The 25753-nt window shown below is 70.2% G+C and carries 20 protein-coding genes; 13 read left to right on the top strand and 7 right to left on the bottom strand.

The genetic code is table 11. The annotated features are described in order from the left end of the window. Positions 1–125 precede the first annotated feature (125 nt). From FE633_RS37935 to FE633_RS37945, 4 genes are all read right to left on the bottom strand, one after another. Positions 126–803, bottom strand: a complete 678-nt coding sequence (locus tag FE633_RS37935; RefSeq protein ID WP_119104637.1) for a GntR family transcriptional regulator — start codon at positions 801–803, stop codon at positions 126–128. A gap of 160 nt (positions 804–963) precedes the next feature. Beyond that, positions 964–1902, bottom strand: a complete 939-nt coding sequence (locus FE633_RS37940; RefSeq protein ID WP_138049717.1) for a beta-ketoacyl-ACP synthase III — start codon at positions 1900–1902, stop codon at positions 964–966. A 178-nt stretch (positions 1903–2080) separates the two neighbouring features. Beyond that, entirely contained in the window at positions 2081–2212 is a 132-nt protein-coding gene (locus FE633_RS49370) for an MFS transporter small subunit (RefSeq protein WP_276147176.1), read from the bottom strand. Further along, entirely contained in the window at positions 2184–3515 is a 1332-nt protein-coding gene (locus FE633_RS37945; protein ID WP_138049718.1) for an OFA family MFS transporter, read from the bottom strand. The genes FE633_RS49370 and FE633_RS37945 overlap by 29 nt, the downstream gene beginning before the upstream one ends. A gap of 568 nt (positions 3516–4083) precedes the next feature. Here FE633_RS37945 and FE633_RS37950 point away from each other — a divergent pair. Beyond that, positions 4084–6567 (top strand): beta-glucosidase family protein, encoded by a 2484-nt coding sequence (locus FE633_RS37950; RefSeq protein ID WP_138049719.1) that lies wholly within the window; start codon positions 4084–4086, stop codon positions 6565–6567. A 147-nt stretch (positions 6568–6714) separates the two neighbouring features. Here the strand turns inward: FE633_RS37950 and FE633_RS37955 are convergent, their stop codons facing one another. Further along, positions 6715–8268, bottom strand: a complete 1554-nt coding sequence (locus tag FE633_RS37955) for a carboxylesterase/lipase family protein (protein WP_246114016.1) — start codon at positions 8266–8268, stop codon at positions 6715–6717. Between the two features lie 341 nt (positions 8269–8609). On the opposite strand from FE633_RS37955, the gene FE633_RS37960 reads away from it, so the two are divergent. The 5 genes from FE633_RS37960 to fdhD are packed head-to-tail and all read left to right on the top strand — an operon-like array spanning position 8610 to position 15253. Next, complete coding sequence (locus tag FE633_RS37960) at positions 8610–9581, top strand: 2-dehydropantoate 2-reductase (RefSeq protein ID WP_138049721.1); 972 nt, start codon at positions 8610–8612, stop codon at positions 9579–9581. Then, positions 9578–11503 carry a molybdopterin oxidoreductase family protein gene (locus FE633_RS37965; RefSeq protein WP_138049722.1) on the top strand — a complete coding sequence of 642 codons (1926 nt, stop codon included), beginning with the start codon at positions 9578–9580 and terminating at the stop codon, positions 11501–11503. Before FE633_RS37960 ends, FE633_RS37965 begins: the two co-directional genes overlap by 4 nt. Before the next feature lie 4 nt (positions 11504–11507). Continuing rightward, positions 11508–13469, top strand: coding sequence for an NAD(P)H-dependent oxidoreductase subunit E (locus tag FE633_RS37970; RefSeq protein ID WP_138049723.1), 1962 nt, complete (start codon positions 11508–11510; stop codon positions 13467–13469). Positions 13470–13497: 28 nt separating this feature from the next. After that, positions 13498–14358, top strand: coding sequence for a 2Fe-2S iron-sulfur cluster-binding protein (locus FE633_RS37975; protein ID WP_138049724.1), 861 nt, complete (start codon positions 13498–13500; stop codon positions 14356–14358). Between the two features lie 7 nt (positions 14359–14365). Beyond that, positions 14366–15253, top strand: a complete 888-nt coding sequence (fdhD, locus tag FE633_RS37980; RefSeq protein ID WP_138049725.1) for a formate dehydrogenase accessory sulfurtransferase FdhD — start codon at positions 14366–14368, stop codon at positions 15251–15253. An 89-nt stretch (positions 15254–15342) separates the two neighbouring features. On the opposite strand, the gene FE633_RS37985 is transcribed toward fdhD, so the two are convergent. Next, complete coding sequence (locus FE633_RS37985) at positions 15343–15882, bottom strand: isochorismatase family protein (protein ID WP_138049726.1); 540 nt, start codon at positions 15880–15882, stop codon at positions 15343–15345. Between the two features lie 223 nt (positions 15883–16105). Between FE633_RS37985 and FE633_RS37995 the strand changes: the two genes are divergently transcribed. The 4 genes from FE633_RS37995 to FE633_RS38010 all read left to right on the top strand — a co-directional run bounded on the left by FE633_RS37995 (position 16106) and on the right by FE633_RS38010 (position 20483). Then, positions 16106–16378, top strand: coding sequence for a hypothetical protein (locus FE633_RS37995; protein WP_138049727.1), 273 nt, complete (start codon positions 16106–16108; stop codon positions 16376–16378). Next, positions 16375–17133 carry a collagen-like domain-containing protein gene (locus tag FE633_RS47535; RefSeq protein ID WP_171060291.1) on the top strand — a complete coding sequence of 253 codons (759 nt, stop codon included), beginning with the start codon at positions 16375–16377 and terminating at the stop codon, positions 17131–17133. Before FE633_RS37995 ends, FE633_RS47535 begins: the two co-directional genes overlap by 4 nt. A 160-nt stretch (positions 17134–17293) precedes the next feature. Beyond that, positions 17294–19237 (top strand): sialidase family protein, encoded by a 1944-nt coding sequence (locus tag FE633_RS38005; protein ID WP_138049728.1) that lies wholly within the window; start codon positions 17294–17296, stop codon positions 19235–19237. 10 nt (positions 19238–19247) lie between these two features. Next, positions 19248–20483 (top strand): DUF4185 domain-containing protein, encoded by a 1236-nt coding sequence (locus FE633_RS38010; protein ID WP_138049729.1) that lies wholly within the window; start codon positions 19248–19250, stop codon positions 20481–20483. Here FE633_RS38010 and FE633_RS38015 read toward each other — a convergent pair. After that, the gene (locus FE633_RS38015; protein ID WP_138049730.1) at positions 20422–21474 is read right to left on the bottom strand and encodes a bile acid:sodium symporter family protein; all 1053 of its coding nucleotides are present in this window, start codon (positions 21472–21474) and stop codon (positions 20422–20424) included. The two genes, FE633_RS38010 and FE633_RS38015, sit on opposite strands and share 62 nt — an antisense overlap. A gap of 157 nt (positions 21475–21631) precedes the next feature. On the opposite strand from FE633_RS38015, the gene FE633_RS38020 reads away from it, so the two are divergent. From FE633_RS38020 to FE633_RS38030, 3 genes are all read left to right on the top strand, one after another. Beyond that, on the top strand, positions 21632–22507 hold the full coding sequence (locus FE633_RS38020) for a LysR substrate-binding domain-containing protein (RefSeq protein WP_138049731.1): 876 nt from the start codon (positions 21632–21634) through the stop codon (positions 22505–22507). Positions 22508–22758: 251 nt separating this feature from the next. After that, positions 22759–24585 (top strand): AMP-dependent synthetase/ligase, encoded by a 1827-nt coding sequence (locus tag FE633_RS38025; RefSeq protein ID WP_138049732.1) that lies wholly within the window; start codon positions 22759–22761, stop codon positions 24583–24585. A gap of 291 nt (positions 24586–24876) precedes the next feature. After that, complete coding sequence (locus tag FE633_RS38030) at positions 24877–25668, top strand: aldo/keto reductase (RefSeq protein ID WP_119105968.1); 792 nt, start codon at positions 24877–24879, stop codon at positions 25666–25668. Positions 25669–25753 lie beyond the last annotated feature (85 nt).

The following is a 25753-nucleotide window of genomic DNA, read 5'->3' on the forward strand; positions in this document are numbered from 1 at the left end:
CTCCTCAAACGCCGGAGGGGCTGACTTTCACGGGGGTCTGGGGGCGGAGCCCCCAGGTACGGGATGGGACGGGTAGGGGCGGCGGGGGCGAGGAAACCCTGCGGCGCCCGCCGGCAGCGAAGCCGCTACGCCCCCTGGCGTGCGTGGTACGTCTTGCGCGTGTGCTCCGTGTGGGCGCGCATGACCTCCGTCGCGCGCTGCTCGTCACGCGCCGCGATCGCGGCGATGAGGTCGCGGTGCTCGATCCAGGACTGGTGGCCGCGCTGCCGGGCGACCGGTGTGTAGTACCAGCGGACGCGACGGTCGACCTGACCGGCGAGTTCGGCGAGGACCGCGTTGCCCGCCAGCTCCATGACCTTCGCGTGGAAGCGGGCGTTCATCGCGACCGCGCCGTCCACGTCGTCGGCGGCGACCGCCCGGTCACCCTCGGCGCACAGCTCCTCCAGCGCGCTGATGCCGGCGCTGCCCGCGTTGGCCGCGGCGAGCCGGGCCGCCTCGGCTTCCAGCAGCGTGCGGACCGTGAGGAGCTGGTCGGCCTCCTCCTCCGTCGGCTCGTGCACGAACGCGCCCTGTGCGGGCCGCAGATCGACCCAGCCCTCCGTGTTCAACCGCTGCAACGCCTCGCGCACCGGCTGCCGGGAGACCCCCAGATGTCCGGCGAGTTCGCTCTCGACCAGGTGCTGGCCGGGCTGGAGGGCGCGCGTCGTGATGAGTTCCAGCAGCGCTTCGTAGACGCGGTCCCGCAACGGCCCCGGTCGTTCGAGCTTGGGCACAGCCCCCTGCGGCAGTCCGGACGACAACATCGCGGTCCCCCTCTTGGGCATGTCCCCTCCCGGGGCTGCTCAGAAGCCGGAATGGATCGGCTTTGAAGCCGGAATGGATTGGCTTTCGTCTACAGTCTACCGAGCACAATGGCCAGGACCAGGGGGAGTTGGCCTCGTCACACCGCGGGGTCGGCGCACGTCAGGGACAGTGGACCACCTGTCCCGCGTACGAGAGGTTCCCGCCGAACCCGAAGAGCAGCACCGGGTCGCCCGTGGAGATCTCGCCGCGCTCGACGAGCTTGGACAGCGCGAGGGGGATGCTCGCGGCCGAGGTGTTGCCGGACTCCGTGACATCGCGCGCGACCACGGCGTTCACGGCGCCGATCTTCTCGGCGAGCGGCTCGATGATGCGCAGGTTCGCCTGGTGCAGCACGACCGCGGCGAGGTCCTCGGGGGCGAGGCCCGCGCGCTCGCACGCCTGGCGCGCGATGCGCGGGAGCCGGGTGGTCGCCCACCGGTAGACGCTCTGGCCCTCCTGCGCGAACCGCGACGGGGTGCCCTCGATGCGTACGGCATGCCCCATCTCGGGCACGGAACCCCACAGGACGGGCCCGATGCCGGTCTCGTCGGCGGCCTCGACCACCGCGGCCCCCGCCCCGTCCCCGACAAGTACGCAGGTCGTGCGGTCCGTCCAGTCGGTGACGTCGGACATCTTGTCCGCGCCGATCACGAGCACCCGGGTCGCACCGCCGGCGCGTACGGCGTGGTCGGCGGTGGCCAGCGCGTGCGTGAAGCCCGCGCAGACGACGTTGATGTCCATCACCGCCGCGGACGGGATACCGAGGCGGGCGGCGACCCGTGCGGCCATGTTCGGCGAACGGTCGACCGCGGTGGACGTGGCCACCAGGACCAGGTCGATGTCGCCGGGAGCGAGCCCCGCCGCCGCGAGGGCCTTGGCCGCGGCGTGCGCCGCCAGCTCGTCGACCGGTTCGTCGGGCCCGGCGACATGCCGTGTGCGGATGCCCACCCGGCTCCTGATCCACTCGTCGCTGGTGTCGACCAGGCCCGCCAGGTCCTCGTTGGTGAGTACCTTGGCGGGCTGATAGTGACCGACAGCGGCGATGCGTGAGCCCTTCATGGGCGGGTCCCCCTTGTTGCCTGGGTAGCGGGACCCACCAGTCTGATCAAGTACTCACGGGTACGAGGACAGGTGAAGCCACAGGAAAGGCGCGTCAGGCTTGTCGGCTTCCGTCACACCATCCGGACGCCCGAGTACGTACGCGGACGCGCCGGTACGCCCTCGGACCTCCGTGCGGTCACCCCGTGAACAGCTGGGTCGCCTTCCGCACCAGTTCGTACAGACCGTAGGCGAGCGGTACCAGCACCCAGAGCCAGGCGAGGGCGATCAGCCCTCGGCGGCTAGGCGGACTGCTGTCGCTGCTGGACATCGGCGGCCTCCCTCGGGGCGGGGATGTGGTGGCGGGCATCGACGGGACGGACGAGTTCGTTGGCGACGAAGCCGACGACGAGCAGCCCGATCATGATCATCAGGGACAGGCCGTAGAGGGACGCGCCGGATTTGCCCGCCTCCTCCTGCCGGTCCGCGATCCAGTTGACGATCAGTGGGCCGAGGACGCCGGCGGTCGACCAGGCCGTGAGCAGCCGGCCGTGGATCGCGCCGACCTGGTAGGTGCCGAAGAGGTCCTTCAGATAGGCGGGGATGGTCGCGAAGCCGCCCCCGTAGAAGGAGAGGATCACCAGCGCGCAGACGATGAACAGCGGCTTCGAGGAGTCCCCCAGCCATGCGATGAGGGCGTACATCAGCGCACCCGCGCCCAGATAGACGCGATAGATGTTCTTGCGCCCGATCAGGTCGGACGTCGACGACCAGCCGATACGGCCCGCCATGTTGGCCGCCGACAGCAGCGCGACGAATCCGGCCGCCGCGGACACCGAGACCGGCGTCGAGGTGTCCGCGAAGAAGTCCGTGATCATCGGGGCGGCCTTCTCCAGGATGCCGATCCCGGCGGTCACGTTCATGCAGAGCACGATCCACAGGCACCAGAACTGCGGGGTGCGTACGGCATTGCGGGCCGAGACCTGCACCCCGTCGAGCGGCCCGGGACCGCCGCTCACCGCGGGCTTGTCCGAGCGCGGCACGCGCACGAGCAGCACGCCGAGCGACATGAACACGGCGTACGTCAGTCCGTGCACGAGGAACGCCGCCGCGATGCCGGAGTTGTCGGAACCGAACGACTCCAGCATCTGCGCGGACCAGGGCGAGGCGATCAGCGCGCCGCCGCCGAAGCCCATGATGGCGATGCCGGTGGCCATGCCCGGCCTGTCCGGGAACCACTTGATGAGGGTCGAGACGGGCGAGATGTAGCCGATGCCGAGGCCGATTCCGCCGACGAAGCCGTAGCCGAGGACGATCAGCCAGTACTGGCTGATGGCGGCGCCGAGGGCGGAGATCAGGAAGCCGGACGAGAAACAGCACAGGGCGACGGTCATCGCCCAGCGCGGCCCGTTGCGCTCGACGAGCGTGCCGCCGAACGCGGCGGACAGCCCGAGCATCACGATGCCGAGCTGGAAGGGCAGCGCGCTCTGCGTACCGCTGAGGTCGAGCGCGGACTCCAGGGACGGCTTGAACACGGACCAGGCGTAGGCCTGGCCGATGGAGAGGTGGACCGACAAGGCTGCGGGCGGGACCAGCCAGCGACTCCAGCCGGGCGGCGCTATGGGGGGACTCATGATCCCGAACGATAGGAACCGGGCGGCCAGTTGGGAAGGCGGCAGGCCCGAACTCGTCGACGGTATGCGATGAACGGTATCCCGCGTCCGACGAACGGTCGTTGAGGGCCGACAAACGGCATCCCGTGGCGCGTTTTCCACCTTTCCGCGGATGGAACAGAAGGAGCCGGGCCGGAACACAACCATCAGTTGTCCTGTCAGGCTCACGAGTTGTTTGATCCAATATGTCAGCCAGGACTGTGATGGCGCTCCCGACAACTCACCGTTGTACTCCAGGAGTCGTCGCGTCCCGGTCCTTCACGCACTTGCACGTTCACACCCGGGCGCCACGCGAAGGTACTCCGTAGCGGGTTCCTTCGGTTCTTGTGGGGTTTCAGGCGTCTTATGTTCACTTCATTGACACGAGTCACCTCCGGCCGTAGCTTCCACCGCGTACCCGTGTCACCTGACGGCATTTCAATCGGCCCTGCACCAGAGCGCGTTCAAAGGTCGAACCCCCACTGCCGCCGCCGATGACACGTGTAACCCGGCACAACGACGTGCCCGCGCACCGAAGGAGTGACGGCTCATGTCCGACACCGTGTCCCGGCGATCGGCCCTGCGTCTGCTGGGCGGTTCGATCGCGGTCGCAGCCGCGGCCACCTCCACCGGATTCACCACCTCCTCGCACACCGCCGCGCACGAGAGAGCCGAACCGAGCGCGGGCCCGCGCGTGGAAGGCCTGATCGTCAAGCTCACGCTCGACGAGAAGATCTCGCTGCTGCACGGCGCCACCGACCCGGAGTCACTCGGCCAGGCCGGCTACATCCCCGGTGTGGAGCGCCTCGCCATCCCTCCGCTCCGTCTCGCCGACGGCCCCGCCGGAGTCCGTATCACCCGGCATGCCACGGCCCTGCCCGCTCCCGTCCTGCTCGCCTCGGCCTTCGACCCCGAACTGGCCCGCCGCTACGGCCAGGTCATCGGCCGCGAGGGGCGCGCCCTCGGTCAGGACGTACTGCTCTCACCGATGGTCAACGTCATCCGCACCCCGTACGCGGGCCGCAACTTCGAGACCTTCAGCGAGGACCCGCTGCTCTCCGCGGACCTCGTGGCAGAGGAGATCAAGGGCATCCAGGGCGAGGGCCTCATCGCGACGGTCAAGCACTATGCCATGAACAACCAGGAGAAGGACCGCATGACCATAGACGTGCGGGTCGACGAGCAGACGATGAACGAGGTCGAGCTGCGCGGCTTCGAGTCCGCCGTCCGCGCCGGCACGGGCGCGTTCATGGGCGCCTACAACAAGGTCAAGGGCACCTACGCCTGTGAGAACCAGGAGCTCCTCACCGACATCCTCCGCGACCGCTGGGGCTTCGAGGGCTGGGTGATGTCCGACTGGTACGCCACCCACAGCACCGTCGCCGCGATCACCGCCGGCCTCGACATGGAGATGCCGGACGGCAAGTACCTCGGCAAGGCCCTGAGGACGGCGGTCGAGAACGGCAGCGTCTCCGAGGAGTACCTCGACCGCGCCGTACGCCGCATCCTCGCGATGATGGACGGCTTCGGGCTGCTCGACGGCAGCGCCCCGCCCCGCCCGGACCGCGACCCCGCGGCGGGCGCGGCGGTCGCCCTGGACGTGGCCAAGGCCGGAGCCACGCTGCTGCGCAACGAGAACCGTGTCCTGCCCCTGACCGGCGCCGCCGCCCGGAGTATCGCCGTCATCGGGCCCACCGGCTCAGTCCCGTTCGTCAGTGGCGGTGGCAGCGCCCATGTCATTCCGGACCGGGCCGACAGTCCGCTCGACGCCATCAAGTCCCGTGCGGGGCACGGCGCCCGCGTGTCCTACGCATTGGGCGAGGACATCTTCGGCAAGGCCATCCCCGAGGGCGCCTTCTCGCCCGGTCTCGACACCGAAGGGCAGCGGGTCGCCGCCGGGGAGACCTGGACGTACGAGGGAACGCTCACCGCGGAGGACCCCGACGAGTGGACCTTCGTCATCCACTACTCGGGTACTACGCGCCCCAAGGTCCTCCTCGACGGCGAGGAACTCTTCCCGGTGCTGCCCGACTTCGGCGAGTACTTCACCGGCGGCCTCGTGTCGGCGGCGCCCGACGGGCTCGCCGTGCGCCGCAAGACACTCGACCTCGCCGAGGGCAAGCACAAGGTGGAGATCACGGCGAAAGGCGGCGACGAGGGGCAGTTGTTCCGGCTGCGGCGCGTCACCGGCGCGACCCGTGCCCGGGACGTCGCCCAGGCCGTGCGGGCCGCGCGCGCCGCACACAGCGTCGTGCTCTTCGCATACGAGGACGCCACCGAGGGCCAGGACCGCACGACTGTCGCGCTGCCCGGTCACCAGGTGCGCCTGATCGAGGCGGTGACGGCGGTGAATCCCCGTACCACCGTCGTCCTCAACACCTCGTCCTCCACGTCGATGCCCTGGCTGCGACGAGTCGCCGCCGTGCTGCAGATGTATTACCCGGGCCAGGAGGGCGCTGCCGCCACCACCGCCGTCCTGTTCGGCGACTGCGACCCTGGCGGACGCCTCACCCAGTCCTTCCCGGTGGACGACGATCACCACCCGGTCGCCGGCGACCCGCGCCGCTACCCGGGCGTGAACGGCACCGAGGAGTACTCGGAGGGCATCCACCTCGGCTACCGCTGGTACGACGCCGAGGGCGTGCGCCCGCTTTTCCCGTTCGGGCACGGCCTCTCGTACACCACGTTCTCCTACAGTGAGCTGGGCGTACGCAAGTCACGAGATGGCCTGGAGGTGACCTTCACCGTGCGAAACACCGGGCGGCGCGACGGCGTCGACGTCCCGCAGGTGTATGTGGGCCCCTCGCCGGACCTCCAACTCGACCAAGCGGTACGGGTCTTGTGCGGCTATCAGCGACTCGTGCTGCGGGCGGGAGAGAGGCGCCGGGTCAGCGTGCGCGTCGACGAGCGCACTCTGTCCTCATGGGACGCCGAGCGACACGACTGGGTGCTCGGCACCGGCCGACGGGACGTATGGGTCGGGGCCTCGGCGGGCGATCTGCGCCTGCGTACCGTCGTGGAGGTACACGCGTGATCCGTGACGGCATGCGACGCTGACACGGTGAAGGCCCTCACCCAGGGCTCGACATGCAACGCCGGTTCCGCCCGATGCGCGTCACCGCGTTCTGCATTCCCGGCGTGTGCCGCGAGGAGGCGCACGCCGGGAAGTCCACGGGGTCAGTCAGCCGGCCCCACCACCGTCCCACAGATCACACTTGTGTTCCTGGTGCACGGTCCTGCTCAGAGTGATCCCACCCTTCGACGCCGTCTTCAGCGAGAGCACCACCCCGGGGCGGCCGGGCATCGTGGGCTGTCCGTCGGCACGCGGCACCCCGTCCCGTACGAAGGAGCCCCAGTACTGGACCATCTGGCGCGCCAGCACCTTCTGCTCGGCGTTCAGCGGGGTCTCCAGACCGAAGTGCTTGAAGAGATACTGGATTTCGTTGACGTGTGTCGCGCCGAAGTCGAAGTCCGTGTTCAGGTTGCGCAGCGAGGCGAAGGGCGGTGACGTGCGGTCGGCGAACTCGTACGCGTAGACCGGGCCGCGCCGGGCGAGCACGCGGTCGAGCCCCAGCGCGGGGCAGGCGAAGACCGCGTCGCCCATGGCGGTGGCATACGCGATCGTCGGCGACGGGTAGTCCGCCAGCGGATAGCGCGCCGGCGCATCCTCGCCGAAGTCCGACCGCAATACCTCCGGGTACTGCTCGGCCGTGAGCGGATTGCCGTTCAGGTCGAACTGGGAGAAGGCGAACAGCCGTCCCTCGTCCTTGTTCGCCCCGTTGATCACGGGCACCCGTGCCGAGGCCCCCTCCGCCAGGGCCTCCACGGGCTGCAGGGGCAGGAAGTCGCCCCCGACCACTGGGTTCCACTCGAAGTCACCCTGGGCGGCGAGGATATCGGCGGCTGACCTGCCGCGCAGGCAGGCCAGGGTCGTGCAGCCGAGCCTCTCGGCGAAGGCGGCTCCCGAGGTCACCGCGTACTCGTGGTCACGGGTGTAGCACTCGTCGTACGCGCCGCTCTCGATGATCCCCGACCGGAACAGGCCCTTCGCCGTGGGTGAGGCCAACTGGCTGCAGACCGAGCGGCCGCCCGCCGACTCGCCGGCGATGGTGACGCGGCCCGGATCACCGCCGAAGCGGCCGATGTTGGCGCGCACCCAGCGCAGCGAGGCCTGCTGGTCGAGCATGCCGAAGTTGCCGGAGACGCCGTCGCTCGTCTCGCTGTCCAGGCCTGCCGTGGCAAGGAAGCCCATCGCCCCGAGGCGGTAGTTGACGGTCACGACCACCGTTCCGGTCTGCCGCGCGAAGACGTCGGGGACGACATCCTGGCCGGCGCCGCCGGTGAATCCCCCGCCGTGGAACCAGACCAGGACCGCGCGCCGGGCGGAGCCTTCGGGGACGTACACGTTCAGGTCGAGACAGTCCTCGGCGTACGAGGGCTGTTCGTAGCCGGGGTCCCAACTCGACTCCTGCACACACTTGTTGCCGAAGTCCTGTGCGGATCGCACCCCTTGCCAGGGCTGCACGGGCTCCGGCGCCCTCCAGCGGAGCTTCCCGACAGGCGGCTCGGCGTACGGAATGCCGAGGAACTGCCGTCCCTCGGCGGTGGTTTCCCCGCGTACCGAACCGGCGTCGGTGCGGACGACCAGGTCGCTCTGCTGGGCGGCCTGCACGGGTGCGGGGGCGACGAGCGCGGCTGCCAGAGCCGTCAGCCCGATGACGATGCGTCTTATCACGATCACACCTCCACGCTCGTACGCAGCCGCAGGTCTCGCGAGGAGGCTCCGACCCGAACGGAGCATGGCCGGCACCGAGCACCCAATCGTGACGCTTCGGGCCTCATGAGGACAATGTGCGTGCAGCTACTTCGTTCGGGCACAACTGCCGCCCGAAACCAGCCATCTTGGGCCTGCCGGTCTCTGCCCACCAGGTGGCTGACGAGCCCGATGCCGTAACCACCGCCGTGTGCGCGAACCCTTGCTGCCCCAACTCCCATACTGTAGACAATATTCCGTCGACAGATTTGCGACACCACAGTCACCTCCGCGGTAACCCTCGACCGAACGGAGACCCTCAAGTGAAAGTGGCAGTTCTCGGCGCCGGTGCGATCGGCGCCTACGTCGGTGCCGCGCTGCATCGCGCGGGCGCCGACGTGCACCTCATCGCCCGTGGACCGCATCTGGCGGCCATGAGGCAGCACGGCGTACGTGTGCTCAGCCCGCGCGGCGACTTCACCGCACGGGCCCACGCCACCGACGACCCGGCCGAGGTGGGCCCGGTCGACTTCGTCTTCCTGGGCCTGAAGGCCCACTCGTACGCGGCGTGCGGGCCGCTGATCGAGCCTCTTCTGCACGACACCACGGCGGTGGTCGCCGCCCAGAACGGCATTCCCTGGTGGTACTTCCACCGGCACGGCGGCCCGCACGACGGCCACCGGATGGAGAGCGTGGACCCCGACGGCGCGGTCAGTGCGGTGCTCGCGCCCGAACGGGCCATCGGATGCGTGGTGTACGCGGCAACCGAGCTGGCCGGCCCGGGAGTTGTCCGCCACCTCGAAGGCACCCGGTTCTCCATCGGTGAGCCCGACCGCTCCGTCTCGGCGCGGTGCACCGCGTTCAGCGAGGCCATGCGGACGGGCGGGCTCAAGTGCCCGGTCGAGCCGGATCTGCGAGGCGACGTCTGGCTCAAGCTGCTCGGCAACATCTCCTTCAACCCCATCAGCGCCCTCGCGCGCGCGACCATGCGTCAGATGTGTCTGCACGGCGGCACACGCAAGGTCATCGAGATCATGATGACCGAGACGCTCGCGGTCGCCCGGGCGCTGGGCTGCGAGGTTGGGGTCTCCATCGAACGGCGGCTGGCCGGCGCGGAAAGCGTCGGCGACCACCGCACCTCGACCCTGCAGGACCTGGAGCGCGGAAAACCGCTCGAACTCGACGTACTCCTCGCCGCCGTCGTCGAGTTGGCGGACATCACCGGCGTCGAGGTGCCCACGCTCCGCACCGTCCACGCCATCTCGGATCTGCTCGCATTGAGGATCGCCGCATGAGGAAACGCGACCGCACTCCGAAGACGTACACCCGACTCACGCACCCCCTGGTCCGCGACTCGCGTGACGAGCCCTTCCGGCAGGCCACCTGGGACGAGGCGCTGGACCGCGCCGCCCGGGGGATCGGCACCGCACGCGGCGCGTTCGGCATGTTCTCCTGCGCCCGCGCGACCAACGAAATGAACTATGTGGCGCAGAAGTTCGCGCGTGTCGTCATGGGCACGAACAACGTCGACTCCTGCAACCGCACCTGCCATGCCCCGAGCGTCGCGGGCCTGTCGGCGGCCTTCGGCTCGGGCGGCGGAACCTCCTCGTACGAGGAGGTCGAGCACACCGACCTCATCGTGATGTGGGGCTCCAACGCCCGCTTCGCGCACCCGATCTTCTTCCAGCACGTCCTGAGGGGGACCAGGAACGGCGCCCGCATGTACGCGGTCGATCCGCGCCGTACGTCCACGGCCGAGTGGGCGGAGAGCTGGCTCGGACTGAACGTGGGCACGGACATCCCGATGGCGCACGCGATCGGCCGCGAGATCATCCACGCGGGGCTGGCCAACCACGCGTTCATCGAGCGGGCGACGACCGGCTTCGACGAGTACCGGCAGCTCGTCGAGCCCTGGACCCTGTCGCTCGCCGAAAAGGTGACCGGGGTACCGGCCGCGGCGATACGGGAGCTGGCGCACGCGTACGCCCGCGCCGAGCGGGCCCAGCTGTGCTGGACCCTCGGTATCACCGAGCACCACAACGGCACGGACAACGTACGCGCGCTCATCAACCTGTCCCTGCTGACCGGCCATGTGGGGCGCTACGGCTCGGGGTTGCAGCCCTTGCGCGGCCAGAACAACGTGCAGGGCGGCGGCGACATGGGCGCCATCCCGAACCGGCTGCCGGGCTTCCAGGACATCCTCGACCCGGACACGCGCCTCAAGTTCGAGTCCGCGTGGGACACCGCCATCCAGCCGCACTACGGGCTGAACCTGACGGAGATGTTCGAGGCCATGGAGGAGGGCACGCTCCGGGCGGTCTACTGCATCGGCGAGAACCCGGCCCAGTCCGAAGCCGACACCGAGCAGGCGATCCGCCGCATGAGGGCCCTCGACTTCCTCGTCGTCCAGGACATCTTCCTCACGAAGACCGCCGAGCTGGCCGATGTCGTGCTGCCCGCGACGGCCGGCTGGGCGGAGACGGACGGCACGACCACCAACAGCGAGCGGCGGGTTCAGCGCGTCCGGGCGGCGGTCACTCCGCCCGGTGAGGCCCGCGAGGACATCGACATCATCTGCGAGCTGGCCGCCCGGCTCGGCCACGAGTGGAAGTACGCGGACTCCGAGGCCGTGTGGAACGAGCTGCGGTCGGTGTCACCGGACCACTACGGGATGACGTACGAACGCCTGGAGGAGCACCAGGGCATCCAGTGGCCGTGCCCGGACACGGAGCGGCTCGAACCGACGTACCTGCACGGTCGTCTGTGGTCGCCGGATCCGGCGGGGCGCGGCCGTCTCGCGCCCTTCGGGCTCGTCCAGCACGATCCGCCCGTCGACCTGACGGACGAGGAGTACCCGATCCGCCTCACCACCGGGCGGCGGCTCGACTCGTACAACACCGGTGTGCAGAGCGGCGGTTTCGCGTCTCCGTTGCGGCGCGGCGAGTACGTCGAGCTGTGCCCGGAGGACGCGGAGCGCTACGGCGTGGTGGTCGGCGAGGAGGTCCAGGTCTCCTCGCGGCGCGGTGCGGTGGTGGCGCCGGTGTGGATCGACACGGCGCTGCGGCCGGGGCTCGCGTTCATGACCATGCATTTTCCCGACGAGGTGGACACCAACCAGCTGACGATCGAGGCGAACTGCCCGATCGCGGGGACGGCGGAGTTCAAGGCGTCGGCGATCCGGATCGAGAAGCTGCCGGTTGCGACTCAGGTGAGGTGATCTGGTGGATCTGCACTTCGGTGACAGCAAGCCCACGGACGAGGAACGGGCGGCGGTCGACGCGCTGCTCGGGCCTCCGGAGTCGTCGTGGGAGGGCGCCGACCGTTCCGACGCCGACCTGAGGTGGGCCCGCGGGGGCCGAGCGGCGCGGGAGCGGCGCGACTTGCTGTTGCCGGGGCTGCACGCGATCAACGATCGTGTCGGCTGGATCAGCGAGGGCGCCCTGGACTACCTGTGCCGACGGCTGACGGTGCCACCGGCGGAGGCCTACGGGGTCGCGACCTTCTACGCGATGTTCTCGGTGAAGCCGCGCCCCGCGACGGTCCTGCACGTGTGCACGGACCTCGCGTGCGCGGCGGCGGGCGCGGCGGACCTGTGCGCCGGGGTCGAGGCCCGGCTGGGTCTCGGGAGCGGGGTGTCGGTCGAGCGGAGCCCGTGCCTGGGGCTGTGCGAGAGGGCTCCGGCGGCGTTGGCGGTGCGGGCGGGGGCGCCTGAGGCGGACTTCCACAGCCCGGGCCGGCACCCATCAGCCCGTCCGGCGATTGAGGACGAGGCCGTTCAGGCCGAAGGGGATCTGGGGGCAGCGCCCCCAGGGTCGGGAATGGGAAGGGGCGGCGGGGGCGACCCTCTCCGGGCCACCGCCGTCGCCGCACCCGCCACCGTCGAATCCGCCGTCCTCACGGCCACCGCACCCGGCTCGGCACCCGCGGAGCCACCCGCGTCGGTGGCCGTTCCTCAAGCCGGTGACCCGTCGCTGGTGCTGCTGCGTCGCGTCGGCGCAGTCGACCCCGCCTCCCTGGACGACTACCGAGCACAGGGGGGCTACACGGCCCTGCGCCGAGCCTTCGCACTCGGCCCCGCCGGGGTCATCCGCGAGGTATCCGAAGCCGGCCTGGTCGGTCGCGGCGGCGCCGCCTTCCCCACCGGCCGCAAATGGCAGGCCACGGCGTCCCAGCCCGACCATCCGCACTACCTCGTGTGCAACGCCGACGAATCCGAGCCGGGCACCTTCAAGGACCGCGTGGTCATGGAGGGCGATCCGTACGCGCTCGTCGAGGCGATGACGGTCGCCGGGTACGCGGTCGGCGCCCACCGGGGGTACCTGTATCTGCGCGGCGAGTACCCGCGCGCGCTGGAGCGCATGGAGCACGCGATCGGGCAGGCACGCGCGCGTGGCCTGCTCGGGGACGACATCCTCGGCCAGGGGTACGCCTTCGACATCGAGATCCGGCGGGGCGCCGGCGCGTACATCTGCGGTGAGGAGACCGCCCTCTTCAACTCCATCGAGGGGTACAGAGGAGAGCCGCGTTCCAAACCGCCCTTCCCTGTGGAGAAGGGTTTGTTCGGCAAACCCACTGCCGAGAACAACGTGGAGACACTGGTCAACGTGTTGCCGATCCTCACGATGGGGGCGCAGGCGTACGCGGCGATCGGCACCTCGACGTCGACGGGCCCGAAGCTGTTCTGTGTGTCGGGAAGCGTGGACCGGCCCGGCATCTACGAGCTGCCGTTCGGCGCGACGCTCGGTGAGCTGTTGGAGCTGGCGGGCGTACGGCAGGGATTGCGCGCCGTCCTGCTCGGCGGGGCGGCCGGTGGCTTCGTACGCCCCGACGAGCTGGACGTCCCGCTCACCTTCGAGGGCACGCGGGAGGCGGGCACGACGCTCGGCTCGGGCGTCGTCATGGCTTTCGACGAGACCGTTCCCCTCCCCCGTCTGCTCCTGCGCATCGCCGAGTTCTTCCGTGACGAGTCGTGCGGCCAGTGCGTGCCGTGCCGGGTCGGCACCGTGCGCCAGGAGGAGGCGTTGCACCGCATCGTCGAACGCTCGGGTGCCGACGCGGCGGGCGACATCGCTCTCCTGCGCGAGGTGGGCCGTGCCATGCGGGACGCCTCGATCTGCGGTCTCGGGCAGACCGCGTGGAACGCCGTGGAATCCGCCATCGACCGCTTGGGGGCGTACGAATGACCGGGACCTGCCGCACAGGAGCCGCCGTATGACCGTGACACCGCTGGGGATTCCCCGTCGTCTGCTGGCGTTCACGCTCGACGGCGAGCCGGTCCGGGCTCCCGAGGGGGCCACGATCCTCGACGCCTGCCGGGCAGCGGGCAAGGACGTGCCGACCCTGTGCCAGGGCGACACCCTGACGCCCAAGAACGCGTGCCGGGTGTGCGTGGTCGAGGTCGAGGGCTCGCGCACGCTCGTCCCGGCCTGCTCGCGGAAGGCGGAGGCGGGCATGGAGGTACGGACCGACACCGAGCGGGCCCGGCACAGCCGGAAGATCGTCCTCGAGCTCCTCGCCTCTTCAGTCGATTTGTCGACCACACCGCAGGTGGACGAGTGGATCAAGGAGTACGAGGCGAAGCCCGACCGTTTCGGCCCGGCAGCCGCCCGCCTGAACGAGGACCCGAAGATCGACAACGACCTCTACGTCCGCGACTACGACAAGTGCATCCTCTGCTACAAGTGCGTGGACGCCTGCGGCGACCAGTGGCAGAACACCTTCGCGATCTCGGTCACCGGGCGGGGCTTCGACGCCCGGATCGCGGTCGAGCACGACGCCCCGCTCACCGACTCCGCGTGCGTGTACTGCGGCAACTGCATCGAGGTCTGCCCCACGGGAGCCCTGTCGTTCAAGTCGGAGTTCGACATGCGCGCGGCGGGTACGTGGGACGAGTCGGCGCAGACCGAGACGACCACGGTCTGCGCGTACTGCGGAGTGGGCTGCAATCTCACGCTGCACGTGCAGGACAATGAGATCGTGAAGGTCACCTCCCCGCACGACAACCCGGTGACCCACGGCAACCTCTGCATCAAGGGCCGTTTCGGCTACCAGCACGTACAGAACCGGGGCTGATCAGGACATGGGACGAGTCACGGAACGACGCAAGGTGATCCGCATCCGGGACGGGGCGGTCTCCACCCGCCCGGACACGCTCGTCGCCGAGGAACCTCTGGAGATCCGGCTGAACGGCAAGCCGCTCGCGATCACGATGCGCACGCCGGGCGACGACTTCGCGCTCGCCGCGGGCTTCCTGGTCAGCGAGGGCGTGCTGGGCGCGGCGGACGAGCTGCAGAACATCGTGTACTGCGCGGGCGCGACGGTGGACGGCTCGAACACGTACAACATCGTGGATGTGAAGACGGCGCCGGGCGTCGTGATCCCGGACATCACGCTCGAGCGCAACGTGTACACGACGTCGTCCTGCGGCCTGTGCGGCAAGGCGAGCCTCGACGCGGTTCGTACGACGGCCCGCTGGACGATCGACGACGGAGACGGCACGCAGGGAGACGGCACCCACGGGGACGGCGCTCCCCCGATCCGTCTCGAACCCGAACTGCTCGCGAGTCTCCCCGACCGGCTGCGCGCGGCGCAACGGGTCTTCGACCGGACCGGAGGTCTGCACGCGGCGGCCCTGTTCAGCGTGGACGGCGAGCTGCTCGACATCCGTGAGGACGTGGGCCGGCACAACGCGGTCGACAAGCTGGTCGGCCGCGCCCTCCAGAACGGCACGCTGCCGCTCTCCCGCACGGTTCTGCTGGTTTCGGGCCGGGCGTCGTTCGAGCTCGCCCAGAAGGCGGTGATGGCGGGCATCCCGGTGCTGGCCGCGGTCTCGGCGCCGTCGTCGCTGGCGGTGGATCTCGCGGCGGAGACGGGTCTGACCCTCGTGGGCTTCCTGCGGGGTGCCTCCATGAACGTGTACGCGGGCGAGCACCGGATAGCCCTGCGGGCCGCGGCCGCCCAGAGCTGACCGGCTCCCCGCGACACGGCGGCGGGGCCCCCACCCGGCGGGGAGCGCCCCCTGCGCCGGAGGGGCCCCGCCTCAGTCCTCGGGGACCTCTAGACGAAGTGCACCTCCGAGCCGGTGACGACGGTTCCCAGCCGCGGGAAGTCCAGGCGGACGGCGGCTTCGTGCTCGGGGGCCGTGAGCGCGGCCATGGCGTCCTCGACGAAAACGAGGTCGTAACCGAGGTCACCGGCGGCGCGGGCGGTGGACTCGACGCCGAGGTTGGTGGCGACTCCGCCGAGCACCAGGGTGGAGATGCCGCGTTCGCGGAGCCGCTCGTCCAGACCGGTGCCCTGGAATCCGCCGAGGGTCCGCTTGACGATCTCCATGTCTCCGTCGGCGGCGAGTCCCGACACCAGTCCGCTGCCGGGCGGCTGCTCGGGGACGCCGGGCCGCTCGACGCGGACGAGTACGACGAGCGCGCCCACGGCCCGGAAGGCAGCCGCCAGCTCCTCGGCCGTGGCCAGCACTTCGTCGCCCTTGCGGGGTTCCAGGGGCAGTCCGACGATGCGGTCCATCAGGTCGACGAGCACGAGTGCGGTGCGCGCGGGGTCGACGGCGAGGCGGCGGCGTTCGGTGTCGGCTACGGTCATGGCCGAACGCTAGCCCGCGTCAGCGGTCCGTACCGGAAATCCGGTTCAACAGGTTCATGAACTGCTCGCGTTCGGTTTCCGAGAGCGGTGCGAGCAGTTCGTCACTCGTCCGAAGGTACCGGCACGGTGCGGGCACACCCCCGACGGCTCCTGGCTCGTTACTCCGGACGACCTCAACCGGGCCACGTCCGCGTGGCCCGTCGTCCAGGTAGGAGGCAGTTGCTTGGATGCCGGCACCACCCTGCTCGGCTCGTTACTGGCCTGTGTGGGCGTGCTGGGCGCGGCCCTGGTGGCGTACTTGGGGAAGCGGGGCGAGAACGCCCTGAACGGGTACTCCAGCCTGACCGAGAAGCTCCAGTCCGAACGCGACCGCCTCGAGCGCCAGATCGCCGAACGCGACACGCGCATCGACGAGTTGCACTCGATGCACGCCGCCGACCAGTCGGAGATCGCCCGTCTGCGACTCGACATCCACCGACTCGGAGGAGCGCCGTGACCTGGTTCCAGCGGCTGCTTGCCGCGCGCTGGCGCAGCGTCTTCCTCGTCTGCGTGCTGATCGCTCTCTCCGGCATCGCGGTGATCCTGTGGGCGCGGATCGACGCCGGTGATCGCAGGGCCGAGCAGTTGCGCGTCGAGACGGACCGGCGCGGCGAGGCCGTGTCGACGCTGGCGCAGGACGTACGGGATCTGCGCGCCCAGATCGAGGCCGGCGGCGGCACCCCGGCGGCACCCGACCCCGCCGAGGCGGTCGACGACCTGATGGACCGCGTTCAGGTACCGGCCGCGATCCCCGGTGAGCCGGGCGCCGAGGGCAAGCCTGGGGCGACCGGGGCGGGAGGGCAGCGCGGGCCCGGCGGGGAGCGAGGACCGCGAGGCGAGCCCGGACCGCCCGGCCCCTCGGGTTCGCAGGGCCCCTCCGGAGAGCCGGGCGAGCCGGGACCCCCGGGTGCCGACGGCACGGACGGCGTGAACGGCACGGACGGCGCGGACGGCTCCAGCGGTCCTGTCGGGCCACCCGGCGCCGAGGGCCCGCAGGGCTACCAGGGGCCGAAGGGCGATCCCGGGCCCCAGGGCGAGAAGGGCGACCCCGGCCCCGCATGCCCGGACGGGTACAGCCTCCAGGTGCCCGCGGACGACCCCGACGCCCTGGTCTGCCGCAAGACCGGCGCGGGCGACCCGGCACCGGCTCCCGAGCCGGCGGCGGTCCTGCCGGTCCTGCCACCGCCACTTCGACGGAGGGAACTCCCCTGAGCCCTGGCGGACCAGCTACGGCACGGCACAGCACGGAGGCAGGCGCGATACCGACGCGCACGCTTCTTGTGGGGTGGCTCACAGCCCAAGTAGCGTCTGTGGTGCGCACGTTGGACGTGGGATGTCCAGATGTCCAGACGCATGAAGGGCAGGTCGCACCATGCCGTCAAGTGTTCGCGCAGGACTCAGATCCAGTCTTCGCACGCGACTGAGATCCACCGTCACGGCGGTGCTCACCACCGCCGCGTTACTGGCGCTGCCGAGCCCCTCGCACGCCCGGCAACCGGCCGCGGAATCCACGGGCTTCGAGCAGCAAGTACTCTTCAAGGCCTCCCAGGATCCCGGATACGCCTGCTTCCGGATCCCCGCCGTCGTGAAGACGGCACAAGGCACACTGCTCGCGTTCGCCGAGGGCCGGGTGAACGACTGCAGCGACGCCGGCGACATAGACATCGTGCTGAAACGCTCCACCGACGGCGGCCGCACATGGGGCCCGCTCCAGGTGATCAACGAGGGCGCGGGCGACACGCACGGCAACCCGGCCCCCGTCGTGGACCGCGAGACCGGCCGCATCGTACTGGCCGAGACCTACAACACGGGCCGTACGGACGGCCGCAACTGCGACGTCCCCTGCGACCGCACCCCGCACATGCAGCACAGCGACGACGACGGCCTCACCTGGTCAGAGCCGCGCGACCTCAGCGACCAGATCCTTCCGGCGCACTGGAACTCCTGGTACGCGACCGGGCCCGTGCACGGCATCCAGCTGACCCGTGGCAAGCACGCGGGCCGCCTCGTCTTCGGCGTCAACACCGAGACGTGGAACGGCGAGCGAAGCGAGATGGGGGTCCCCCCGGCCGGAGGCTGGGGGAGGGTCTCCGCCAACCACGCCGCGCTCATCGTCAGCGACGACGGCGGCGACCACTGGCGGATCGGGGCGACGGACTCGTACCCGATACCGGACGGGGGCACGTTCCGGCAGAAGCCGTCCGAGATGACCATGACGGAGCGCGCCGACGGCGCGATCCTCGTCAGCGGGCGCGAACAGGACGGCACCGATCTCGGTCATCGCACGCAGGCGGTCAGCCGCGACGGCGGCGACAGCTTCGGCTCGTCCTTCCGTGCCCTACCGGATCTCTACACCCCCCAGGTCCAGGGCTCCAGCCTGCGGTGGGGCGACCGGATCCTGCTGGCCTGCCCCGGCGACCCGGACCGGCGCCGGACGATGATGATCCGTTCCTCGTACGACGGCGGCCGCACCTGGGACAGCGTGGACCGCGGCACGGTCGTCACGACGGACTGGTCCGGCTACTCGGACATGGTCGCGATCGACCGCGCCACCGTGGGCCTGATGTACGAGGGCGGCGCGGTCGACGCACGCGACGAGATCCGCTTCGCCCGCTTCACCGAGGACTGGCTGCGGCCCCGCCGCGGCCCGGACCCGACCACCGCCGACCAGGCCCCGGACGCCCGCCGCGCGTCGGTCCTCGGCGGCGCGCGGGCGACGGACGGAGTGATCGGCGGGGCTCTCCGATTCGACGGCACCGACGACGCCGTACGCCTGCCCTACCGTGAGCAACTGCGGCTCGGCACAAAGGACTTCACCGCGTCACTGTGGTTCCGCTACTCGGCCACGACCGGTGAGCAGCCCCTGCTGTGGATGGGCGGGGTCGGCAGCACGCAGCCTCAGGTGTGGCTGCGCGGCGAGCCCGCGAACAACCAAGTCCAGGGACTGATCACCGTCCGGGACGGTGCGTCGGCACCCAGGTCCGCGTCCGTGCGCACCACCGGCGCGTACAACGACGGCCAGTGGCATCATCTGGCGCTGCGTCGCGGCGGAGGACAGCTCACGCTGTTCATCGACGGCACACCGGTCAGCACGGCGGACGTGCCGGGTTCCGTCAGCCGCAACTCGCCGTTCGGCGTGCACATCGGCCAGAAGCTCGACAGCCGGGCTCACTTCACCGGCGCGATCGACGAAGTACGCGTCTACGACCGGGCGTTGAGCGACGCCGAGCTGACCGGTGTACGCACCACCAATGCCTCTGTGACCCAGGACACCGCCCTGTGGCTGCCCATGGACCGGGTGAGCGGCAGCCACTAACGTCCCGGGCGTGCCCGACGACACACGAGCACGACACCGTACGGGGGCCGGGCTGGGCCTGCTTCTGGCCCTGGTCCTCGGGGCCGCCCTGCTCACCGCCCTCCCGGACGAGGACGACGACCGGGAGGGCGGCTGCTCGGCCCGTACGGTCACCTCGTGGGCCGCGGAGCCGGACCTGACGGGCGAGTTCGCGCGGTACGGGGACGACGCCTCACGGACCGACGACTGGACCGGCGGCGACGGCACGCACTCGGTGCGACTGCCGGACGGGCGGGTGTTATGGCTGTTCTCGGACACCTATCTCGGCCAGGTGCACGGCCCGCCGAACCCGGTCGGCGAGTCGTACGCCTGGCGTGACCAGACCGCGCCGCTGGTGCGCAACTCCGCCGTGGTGATGTCCGACGGCCACCTCCGGAGGACCCTGCCCGCCCCGCTGTTCCAGGACCCGGCCCCCGGGCAGTGGCGCTGGCCGGTCGCGGCCCGGGTCGAGTCCCGCTCCCCCGGGTCCTCCGAACAGGTCGTACGCGTCCTGCTGTGGACCCGCACGTCCGGCGCGTACCCCTGGATCTACGGCATGCCCACCGCCACCGAGGTCGCCACGCTCTCGCTGCCCGATCTGAGGGTCGAGGGCATCGTCAAGGTCCTCGACCAGCAGCAGGTGCCGGATCCGGCGCGGCGGGTGCTGTTCGGGACGACGGCGGTGGCCGGTGACCGGAACTGGACGTATGTGTTCGGCGGCGACGACGGGCAGGCCGCCTCGCGCCCCGCCTCGAAGGCGTATGTCGCGCGCGTGCCCCGCGACCGGCTCGCGGAACCGGACGCGTGGCAGTACTGGGACGGCACGGCGTGGTCCAGCACCTCGGCGCGTATGAAACCCGTCCTCGGGGACGGCCGGCGCAAGGGCGTGGGCAGTGCGTTCACGGTCGTGCGCGACGGCGGCACCTGGGTGCTGTTCACGATGGCGGCGGGCGCCGAGGGACTGACGACCGTCACCTCGTACTGGGCCTGCTCACCCACCGGGCCCTGGCGCGGGCCCGCCAAGGGCTTCAGCCCGCCGCTGCCCGAACAGAAGTCGGGCGTGGCGGCGTACAACCCGCAGGTTCACCCGGCGCTCGGCGGCAGGCTCGTCCTCAGTTACGACGTCAACTGGCTGGACGCGACCGGGACCACGGCACAGTCGAACCTCAGCCGGAACGTGTCCCTGTACCGACCGCGGTTCGTGACTCTTCGGCTGGGACGGGGGTGAGGTCCGGCTCGGGGTCCTGGGATTCGGGGTCCTGGGAGCGGCGCTTGGCGATCACCGCGCAGACCATGAGCTGCATCTGGTGGAAGAGCATCAGCGGCAGCACGGCCAGCGAGGCCTGCGCCCCGAACAGCACGCTCGCCATGGGCAGACCGGAGGCCAGGGACTTCTTCGATCCGGCGAACTGGATGGCGATCCGGTCCTCGCGGCTGAAGCGCAGCGCCTTCGACCCGTACCAGGTGAGCGCGAGCATCACGGCCAGGAGCACCGCCTCGACCGCGAGCAGGCCGGCCAGTCGCACCGGGCTGACCTGGTGCCAGATGCCCTGCACCATGCCCTCGCTGAACGCGGTGTAGACGACGAGCAGGATCGAGCCCCGGTCGACGAGGCCGAGGACCTTCTTGTGGCGCGCTATGAACTCTCCGATCCAGCGGCGCAGCACCTGCCCCGCCACGAACGGCACGAGCAGTTGCAGCACGATCTTGAGGATCGAGTCCGTGGAGAAGCCGCCGCCGGCGCTGCCGAGGAGCGTCGCCGCGAGAAGCGGGGTGATCACGATGCCCGCGAGGGAGGAGAAGGAGCCCGCGCAGATCGCGGCGGGCACATTGCCGCGTGCCATGGACGTGAACGCGATGGAGGACTGGACCGTCGAGGGCACCAGCGTGAGGAAGAGCAGTCCGGTGTAGAGCGAGTGCGTCAGGAACACCGGCTCAAGGCCGCGGGCTGCCAGGCCGAGCAACGGGAACACCACGAACGTGCAGGCCAGAACCGTGACATGGAGCCGCCAGTGGCGCAGGCCGTCCAGGGCCTCACGGGTCGAAAGGCGTGCCCCGTACAGGAAGAAGAGAAGGGCGATCGCGCCGGTCGACGCCCCGGACGCGACATCGGCCGCTGTTCCCCGGGCGGGCCACAGCGCCGCCAGCCCCACCGTCCCGAGCAGGAGCAGGATGTACGGGTCGATCGGCAGCCAGGACGGCCACTTCAGGCGTTTCACGATGCTCCGTTGCTGAGTCGGTTCATGTGTCGAGATCGGTTCAGGGTGTCGATCTTGGTGCGGGATCGTGCCCTCTCCATCGTCCCCCTCCGACCCGTGATCGGGAATCCGGCATACCGCTCTGACTGTCATCACGAATCGCGATAGCCTTGGTACTGTGTACGACCCTTCGCAGCTGCGCACCTTCCTGGCCGTGGCCCAGACGCTGAGCTTCACGCAGGCCGCCCGGCGCCTTGGTCTGCGCCAGTCGACGGTGAGCCAGCATGTGCGCCGCCTGGAGGACACCGCCGGGCGGCAGTTGTTCTCGCGGGACACCCACTCCGTGGAGCTGACGGAGGACGGCGAGGCGATGCTGGGCTTCGCGCGCCGCATCCTTGAGGCGCACGAGCAGGCGGCGGCGTTCTTCACGGGGACGCGACTGCGCGGCCGGCTGCGCTTCGGCGCGTCCGAGGACTTCGTCCTGACCCGGCTCCCCGAGATCCTGGAGGGTTTCCGGTACGACCACCCCGAGGTCGACCTGGAGCTGACGGTGGAGCTCTCGGGCACCCTGCACGAGCAGCTCGCCGACGGGAAGCTCGACCTCGTACTGGCCAAACGGCGCCCCGAGGACCCGCACGGCGAACTGGTGTGGCACGACCGGCTGGTCTGGATCGGCGCGGAGCGCCTCCGGCTCGACCCCGAGCGTCCGGTGCCGCTGATCGTGTACCCGCCGCCGGGGATCACCCGCGCCCTCGCCCTGGAGGCCCTGGAGAAGCAGGGGCGGGCCTGGCGCATCGCCTGCACCAGCGGCAGCCTCAACGGTCTCATCGCCGCCGCCCGGGCGGGACTTGGCGTGATGGCTCACTCCCGGGGACTGATCCCCCCGGGGCTCGTCCCTGTCCCGGACCGCGCGGACCTGCCCGAGCTGGGCGAGGTCGACTTCGTTCTGGTCCACGGCCGACGCCGGACCGCGGCACAGGGAGCGGCCGACGCACTGGCGGCGACGATCCTGGCGGGCGGGGACCGGTTGCACCGCGGGCGGCGAGCCCGGTAGCGTCCCGCGCCCCTTCACACCCTGGCGCGGGTGCTCCCGCAGCGTAATCACGCGGTACAGATTCCGTGGAGATTACGGGCCCGAAACTTACTGCGGAGTAAGCATTCTGTCCGACCCTTCCCCATCTGAGCACTTTCCCACCGGTCGGTCACCACATATGTGACACATGCCCGGTTCCTCGCCCTCTCCCGTGCGGTCCCGAGGTGGGGTAGCTTTCACGGCGCTGTGCGGAGCGCCACAAGGAGCGGGGATTGCGCGAGTTCACCAACCCTCCATTGGCGTCGGCGCCGCCGGTGGGCGGCCTGGCCGATGCTGTCTATGACCATGCCCTGGAAGACCCACTTCATGTCTCGCTCGGCCGCAAGGACGAACGGGACCAGTGGCGCGATGTGACCTCCGCCGAGTTCCGAGACGAGGTGCTGGCCCTCGCCAAGGGGCTGCTCGCCCAGGGAATCCGGTTCGGGGATCGGGTCGCGATCATGTCCCGTACCCGCTACGAGTGGACGCTGTTCGACTATGCGCTGTGGTCGATCGGTGCCCAGGTCGTGCCGATCTATCCGACGTCCTCGGCCGAGCAGGTCTTCTGGATGCTGCACGACGCCGAGGTGGCGGCCGCGATGGTGGAGCACGAGGACCACGCGATGACGATCGCCACGGTCATCGACCGCCTGCCGGTGCTGCGCCGGCTCTGGCAGCTGGACGCGGGCGCGGTGCACGAGCTGTACGAGGCGGGGGCGCACCTCGAGGACGAGGTGGTGCACCGGCACCGGCGCGCTGTCACGCCCGAGTCGACCGCGACGATCATCTACACGTCCGGCACCACCGGCCGCCCCAAGGGCTGTGTCATCTCGCACGGCAACTTCATGTTCGAGGCGGACACGGTCATCGATCGCTGGGAGCCTCTGTTCCACTCGAAGAAGGGCGACCAGGCGGCCACCCTGCTGTTCCTGCCGCTCGCGCATGTCTTCGGGCGGATGGTCCAGGTCGCCGCCATCCGCGGCAAGGTCAAGTTCGGCCACCAGCCGCAGCTCAGCGCGGCGGCCCTGCTGCCCGATCTGGCCGCGTTCAGGCCGACGTTCTTCCTGGCCGTGCCCTACATCTTCGAGAAGGTCTTCAACGCGGCACGCAGGAAGGCCGAGAAGGAGGGCAAGGCGGGCCCGTTCGAGAAGGCCGTCGAGGTCGCCGTGCGGTACGCGGACGCGGTCGAGGCGAAGGCCTGGGGCATCGGCCCCGGCCCTTCGGCGGCCCTGCGGGTGCAGCACCAGCTCTTCGACAAGCTCGTCTACTCCAAGATCCGCGAAGCGATGGGCGGCCGCGTGAAACGCGCCATGTCCGGCGGCTCGGCGATGGACCGGCGGCTCGGGCTGTTCTTCGCGGGCGCCGGCGTCCAGATCTACGAGGGGTACGGTCTCACCGAGTCCACGGCCGCCGCGACCGCCAACCCGCCCGAGCGCACCCGGTACGGCACCGTCGGCCAGCCCATCCCCGGCACCACCGTGCACATCGCGGACGACGGCGAGATCTGGCTGCGCGGCCCCAATGTGTTCCAGGGCTATCTGAACGACCCCAAGGCCACCGACGCGACCCTGCACGACGGATGGCTGGCCACCGGCGACCTGGGCTCGATCGACGAGGACGGCTTTCTCACCATCACCGGGCGCAAGAAGGAGATCCTGGTGACCTCCGGCGGCAAGAGCGTCTCGCCCGGACAACTCGAGGAGCGGGTGCGCGACCATCCGCTGGTCGCGCAGTGCATCGTCGTCGGCAACGACCGGCCGTACGTGGCGGCGCTCGTCACGCTGGACGCGGAGGCGGTCGAGCACTGGCTCCAGATGCACGGCAAGCCGAAGCTGTCCCCGGCCGAGCTGGTGCGCGACCCGGACCTGGAGACCGAGGTGCGCCGCGCCGTGGTCGCCGCGAACACACTGGTGTCGCAGGCGGAGTCCATCCGTACGTTCCGCATACTGGCCCATCAGTTCACCGAGGAGCACGGGCTGTTGACGCCCTCACTGAAGCTGAAGCGGAAGGCGATCGAGAAGGCGTACTCGTCCGAGGTGGACGCGCTGTACCGGGCGTAGCGATGCCGCAGCTCGTCACACGAGTGGGTAGCGCCGCAGGTTTTTCATGTACGTGCACCAAGTTCAGTCACCTGAGATGGAGCGGCATGACGGAACGCGGTCAATGGTCTGGGGACCGATAGGGTCGGGACTGTCGTCAGTGTCCGGCCATCCCCGAATCGGTCAGCGAAGAGGGGGCAGGAATACACGACGGTCCCATGATGGTTGACCATGGGATAACCCAACCGACGACTGAAGGATCGAGAGCTCGTGAGCAAGGTCCCCCCGATCATCCTGAACAACGGCGTCGAGATGCCGCAGCTGGGTTTCGGTGTCTGGCAGGTGCCGGACGACGAGGCTGAGCAGGCGGTCGCCACCGCGCTGGAGGCCGGGTACCGCAGCGTCGACACCGCCGCGATCTACGGCAACGAGGAGGGCACGGGCAAGGCTCTCAACGGCTCCGGAATCGCCCGCGAGGACCTCTTCGTCACCACCAAGCTCTGGAACAGCGAGCAGGGGTACGACTCGACGCTGCGTGCCTTCGACACGTCCCTGGAGAAGCTCGGCCTCGACTATGTGGACCTGTACCTGATCCACTGGCCGCTGCCCGCCAAGGACACGTACGTGGACACGTACAAGGCCTTCGAGAAGCTTCTCGCCGACGGTCGCGCCAAGTCCATCGGTGTCTCCAACTTCCTTCCGGAGCACCTGGAGCGGCTGATCGACGCGACGTCCGTCATCCCGGCCGTCAACCAGATCGAGCTGCACCCGCAGCTGCAGCAGCTCGCCGCGCGTGAGTACCACGCGGAGCAGGGCATCGCCACCGAGGCCTGGTCGCCGCTCGGCCAGGGCCAGGGGCTCCTGGAGGTCCCGGCGATCGTGGCCATCGCCCAGAAGCACGGCCGTACGCCCGCGCAGATCGTCCTGCGCTGGCACCTCCAGCTCGGGAACGTGGTGATCCCCAAGTCCGTGACGCCGTCCCGGATCAAGGAGAACATCGAGGTGTTCGACTTCTCCCTCGACGCCGAGGACATCGCCGCGATCAGCGCGCTCAACGAGGACCGTCGCCTGGGCCCGGACCCGGCGACGTTCAACATGGCCTGACCCGCGGGTCGTACGCACGCGGAGCCGCCGCCCGATCCGCTCGGGCGGCGGCTTCGGCGTTCGCGGCACGCACGGAGCTCCGGGC

The organism is Streptomyces montanus, from assembly GCF_005786655.1.
GTDB classification, from domain to species: Bacteria; Actinomycetota; Actinomycetes; order Streptomycetales; family Streptomycetaceae; genus Streptomyces; species Streptomyces sporangiiformans.